Source organism: Oerskovia sp. PE-21s (assembly GCF_056158145.1).
In genome coordinates, this window is sequence record NZ_JBUXJM010000013.1 from 1 (window position 1) to 5,541 (window position 5,541).

Annotated in this window: 3 rRNA genes; all 3 read left to right on the forward strand. The window is 56.8% G+C overall.

Annotation, left to right across the window (positions count from 1 at the left end):
* Nucleotides 1-261: 261 nt before the first annotated feature.
* The 3 genes from ACZDYF_RS18720 to rrf all read left to right on the forward strand — a co-directional run bounded on the left by ACZDYF_RS18720 (nucleotide 262) and on the right by rrf (nucleotide 5,497).
* Nucleotides 262-1,782 (forward strand): 16S ribosomal RNA (locus tag ACZDYF_RS18720).
* Nucleotides 1,783-2,181: 399 nt separating this feature from the next.
* Nucleotides 2,182-5,289: ribosomal RNA gene (locus tag ACZDYF_RS18725) — 23S ribosomal RNA — on the forward strand.
* A 91-nt stretch (nucleotides 5,290-5,380) separates the two neighbouring features.
* A 5S ribosomal RNA gene (gene rrf, locus ACZDYF_RS18730) occupies nucleotides 5,381-5,497 on the forward strand.
* The 16S, 23S and 5S rRNA genes sit together here, the layout of an rRNA operon.
* Nucleotides 5,498-5,541: the final 44 nt, after the last annotated feature.

Consider the following 5,541-nt stretch of genomic DNA (forward strand, 5'->3'; position numbering starts at 1 on the left):
AAGTTGCCCCGAGTGAAGGCCCCTGGTGGGTTGGAGTCGGTGCGTGTCGGTTGCTTGAGAACTCAACAGTGTGCTTGATAGTTAATGCCAATTGTCCTGCATGGGCGTGTGGCGCGCATCGTTTGGTGTGTGTTGTGTGTTCGTGTTGAGACTTCTATTTGGTATGAATTGAAAACGTCATGTTTTCGGTTTGTAGCCATGATTATGGACCTTCGGGTCCGCTTCGTATGGTTGTTAATCCTTCGGGGTTGATAGCAAACATTTACGGAGAGTTTGATCCTGGCTCAGGACGAACGCTGGCGGCGTGCTTAACACATGCAAGTCGAACGGTGATGCCCAGCTTGCTGGGCGGATCAGTGGCGAACGGGTGAGTAACACGTGAGTAACCTGCCCCAGACTCCGGGATAAGCCTTGGAAACGAGGTCTAATACTGGATACGAGATGCCCCTGCATGGGGAGTGTCTGGAAAGATTTATCGGTCTGGGATGGACTCGCGGCCTATCAGCTTGTTGGTGGGGTAATGGCCTACCAAGGCGACGACGGGTAGCCGGCCTGAGAGGGCGACCGGCCACACTGGGACTGAGACACGGCCCAGACTCCTACGGGAGGCAGCAGTGGGGAATATTGCACAATGGGCGAAAGCCTGATGCAGCGACGCCGCGTGAGGGATGAAGGCCTTCGGGTTGTAAACCTCTTTCAGCAGGGAAGAAGCGCAAGTGACGGTACCTGCAGAAGAAGCGCCGGCTAACTACGTGCCAGCAGCCGCGGTAATACGTAGGGCGCAAGCGTTGTCCGGAATTATTGGGCGTAAAGAGCTCGTAGGCGGTTTGTCGCGTCTGGTGTGAAAACTCAAGGCTCAACCTTGAGCTTGCATCGGGTACGGGCAGACTAGAGTGCGGTAGGGGTGACTGGAATTCCTGGTGTAGCGGTGGAATGCGCAGATATCAGGAGGAACACCGATGGCGAAGGCAGGTCACTGGGCCGCAACTGACGCTGAGGAGCGAAAGCATGGGGAGCGAACAGGATTAGATACCCTGGTAGTCCATGCCGTAAACGTTGGGCACTAGGTGTGGGGCTCATTCCACGAGTTCCGTGCCGCAGCAAACGCATTAAGTGCCCCGCCTGGGGAGTACGGCCGCAAGGCTAAAACTCAAAGGAATTGACGGGGGCCCGCACAAGCGGCGGAGCATGCGGATTAATTCGATGCAACGCGAAGAACCTTACCAAGGCTTGACATACACCGGAAACTTCCAGAGATGGTTGCCCCGCAAGGTCGGTGTACAGGTGGTGCATGGTTGTCGTCAGCTCGTGTCGTGAGATGTTGGGTTAAGTCCCGCAACGAGCGCAACCCTCGTCTTATGTTGCCAGCACGTCATGGTGGGGACTCATAAGAGACTGCCGGGGTCAACTCGGAGGAAGGTGGGGATGACGTCAAATCATCATGCCCCTTATGTCTTGGGCTTCACGCATGCTACAATGGCCGGTACAAAGGGCTGCGATACCGCGAGGTGGAGCGAATCCCAAAAAGCCGGTCTCAGTTCGGATTGGGGTCTGCAACTCGACCCCATGAAGTCGGAGTCGCTAGTAATCGCAGATCAGCAACGCTGCGGTGAATACGTTCCCGGGCCTTGTACACACCGCCCGTCAAGTCACGAAAGTCGGTAACACCCGAAGCCGGTGGCCCAACCCTTGTGGAGGGAGCTGTCGAAGGTGGGACTGGCGATTGGGACTAAGTCGTAACAAGGTAGCCGTACCGGAAGGTGCGGCTGGATCACCTCCTTTCTAAGGAGCATCACTCACAGTCGGCGCCCTTGTGGTGCTGGTTGTGCAGAGGCCATGGCACTCGCCGAACGCGTGGGTGGATGGTTGCTCAAGGGTGGAACATTAACGAAGAGCTCGGCCATGACGGTTCGTGTCAGTACCTGCCCACCTTGTGTGGGTGGTGGAACATCACGGGTACGGGGGAAGGGTTTGCCAAGCACACTGTTGGGTCCTGAGGGAACCGCCCGCATGGGTGGGGTCGCTCTGAACGGGCCATCGCGTCTCCTGGGTGAACCGCCAACCGGTTGTGTTGGTAGGCCGTGGGAGCGGGTGGGATCGTCCGTAGCTTGAGAACTGCACAGTGGACGCGAGCATCTTTGTAAGATCAAAGATTTATCTTTGTTCTCTGCAATTTTTTGTTGTCAAGTTTTTAAGGGCACAGGGTGGATGCCTTGGCACTAGGAGCCGATGAAGGACGTTGTAGCCTGCGATAAGCCTCGGGGAGTTGGCAAACGAACCGTGATCCGAGGATCTCCGAATGGGGAAACCCCGCTGGAGTCATGTCCAGTGACCCGCACCTGAATATATAGGGTGTGTGGAGGGAACGTCGGGAAGTGAAACATCTCAGTACCGACAGGAAGAGATATTCCGTGAGTAGTGGCGAGCGAAAGCGGAACAGGCCAAACCGTTCATGTGTGATAGCTACCAGGCGTTGCATGGGCGGGGTTGTGGGACCTTTCAGACCGGGCTGGTACCCGGTCAGGGAGTCAGAAAGTCGCGTTATAGTCGAAGGGCATTGAAAGGCCCGGCACAGAGGGTGCGACCCCCGTAGACGAAATGACGTGGCCTCCCGAAGGGGATCCCAAGTAGCACGGGGCCCGAGAAATCCCGTGTGAATCCGGCAAGACCACTTGCTAAGCCTAAATACTACCTAGTGACCGATAGCGGACCAGTACCGTGAGGGAAAGGTGAAAAGTACCCCGGGAGGGGAGTGAAATAGTACCTGAAACCGTGTGCCTACAATCCGTTGGAGCCTCCCTAGCAGGGGTGACAGCGTGCCTTTTGAAGAATGAGCCTGCGAGTTAGTGCTCAGTGGCAAGGTTAACCCGTGTGGGGAAGCCGTAGCGAAAGCGAGTCTGAATAGGGCGAATGAGTCGCTGGGTCTAGACCCGAAGCGAAGTGATCTAGCCATGGGCAGGTTGAAGCGTGGGTAAGACTACGTGGAGGACCGAACCCACCAGGGTTGAAAACCTGGGGGATGACCTGTGGTTAGGGGTGAAAGGCCAATCAAACTTCGTGATAGCTGGTTCTCCCCGAAATGCATTTAGGTGCAGCCTCGCGTGTTTCTTGCCGGAGGTAGAGCTACTGGATGGCCGATGGGCCCTACAAGGTTACTGACGTCAGCCAAACTCCGAATGCCGGTAAGTGAGAGCGCGGGAGTGAGACTGCGGGGGATAAGCTCCGTAGTCGAGAGGGAAACAGCCCAGACCACCAGCTAAGGCCCCTAAGCGTGTGCTAAGTGGGAAAGGATGTGGAGTTGCACAGACAACCAGGAGGTTGGCTTAGAAGCAGCCACCCTTGAAAGAGTGCGTAATAGCTCACTGGTCAAGTGATTCCGCGCCGACAATGTAGCGGGGCTCAAGTACACCGCCGAAGCTGTGGCATTCACACAAACGCTAGGCCTTCGTGGTCCAGGCGTGTGGATGGGTAGGGGAGCGTCGTGTGGGCAGTGAAGTCGCGGGGTAACCCAGCGGTGGAGCCTACACGAGTGAGAATGCAGGCATGAGTAGCGAAAGACGGGTGAGAAACCCGTCCGCCGAATGACCAAGGGTTCCAGGGCCAGGCTAATCCGCCCTGGGTAAGTCGGGACCTAAGGCGAGGCCGACAGGCGTAGTCGATGGACAAGGAGTTGATATTCTCCTACCGGCGAAGAACCGCCCATACCGAACCCGGTGATGCTAAGCGCCCTTAACCAGCATCGTCTCCTTCGGGAGACACCGCTGGAGCGGCGCGCGACCCGAACCGGTACTAGGTAAGCGTATTAACAGGGGTGACGCAGGAAGGTAGCCCAGCACGGCGATGGTTGACCGTGTCCAAGGTTGTAGGGCGAACAGTAGGCAAATCCGCTGTTCACATAGCCTGAGAACTGATAGATAGCGCGTATGCGCGAATTGGGTGATCCTATGCTGCCAAGAAAAGCCTCGGCGCGAGGTTCTAGCCGCCCGTACCCTAAACCGACTCAGGTGGTCAGGTAGAGAATACTAAGGCGATCGAGAGAATCGTGGTTAAGGAACTCGGCAAAATGCCCCCGTAACTTCGGGAGAAGGGGGGCCCGATGCGTGACGGAACTAGCTTCCCGAGCGTTGACGGCCGCAGAGACCAGGGAGAAGCGACTGTTTACTAAAAACACAGGTCCGTGCGAAGTCGCAAGACGATGTATACGGACTGACGCCTGCCCGGTGCTGGAAGGTTAAGAGGACGGGTCAGCTCTTCGGAGCGAAGCTCAGAATTTAAGCCCCAGTAAACGGCGGTGGTAACTATAACCATCCTAAGGTAGCGAAATTCCTTGTCGGGTAAGTTCCGACCTGCACGAATGGCGTAACGACTTCTCCGCTGTCTCAACCGCGAACTCGGCGAAATTGCACTACGAGTAAAGATGCTCGTTACGCGCAGCAGGACGGAAAGACCCCGGGACCTTTACTATAGCTTGGTATTGGTGTTCGGTGCGGCTTGTGTAGGATAGGTGGGAGACTGTGAAGCATGCACGCCAGTGTGTGTGGAGTCAACGTTGAAATACCACTCTGGTCGCTCTGGATATCTAACCTCGGTCCGTAATCCGGATCAGGGACAGTGCCTGGTGGGTAGTTTAACTGGGGCGGTTGCCTCCTAAAATGTAACGGAGGCGCTCAAAGGTTCCCTCAGCCTGGTTGGCAATCAGGTGTCGAGTGCAAGTGCACAAGGGAGCTTGACTGTGAGACTGACAGGTCGAGCAGGGACGAAAGTCGGAACTAGTGATCCGGCGGTGGCTTGTGGAAGCGCCGTCGCTCAACGGATAAAAGGTACCCCGGGGATAACAGGCTGATCTTGCCCAAGAGTCCATATCGACGGCATGGTTTGGCACCTCGATGTCGGCTCGTCGCATCCTGGGGCTGGAGTAGGTCCCAAGGGTTGGGCTGTTCGCCCATTAAAGCGGTACGCGAGCTGGGTTTAGAACGTCGTGAGACAGTTCGGTCCCTATCCGCTGCGCGCGCAGGAAACTTGAGAAGGGCTGTCCCTAGTACGAGAGGACCGGGACGGACGAACCTCTGGTGTGCCAGTTGTTCCGCCAGGAGCACGGCTGGTTAGCTACGTTCGGAAGGGATAACCGCTGAAAGCATCTAAGCGGGAAGCCTGCTTCAAGATGAGGTTTCCATCCCCGCAAGGGGGAGAGGCTCCCAGCTAGACCACTGGGTAGATAGGCCGGATGTGTAAGGCAGGACTAAAGACTGCTGAAGCTGACCGGTACTAATAAGCCGACAACTTGATAACACACAAACTTATTGCTACGCGTCCACTGTGCGGTTCCCGAGATACGGGCACACCCCCACGTAACCGGGGGCCCCGAACATCTCCATAGAGTTACGGCGGTCATAGCGAGAGGGAAACGCCCGGTCCCATTCCGAACCCGGAAGCTAAGCCTCTCAGCGCCGATGGTACTGCCCTGGAGACGGGGTGGGAGAGTAGGTCGCCGCCGGACAACCATTCACCAAAGGCCCACCCCTCACGGGGTGGGCCTTTGGC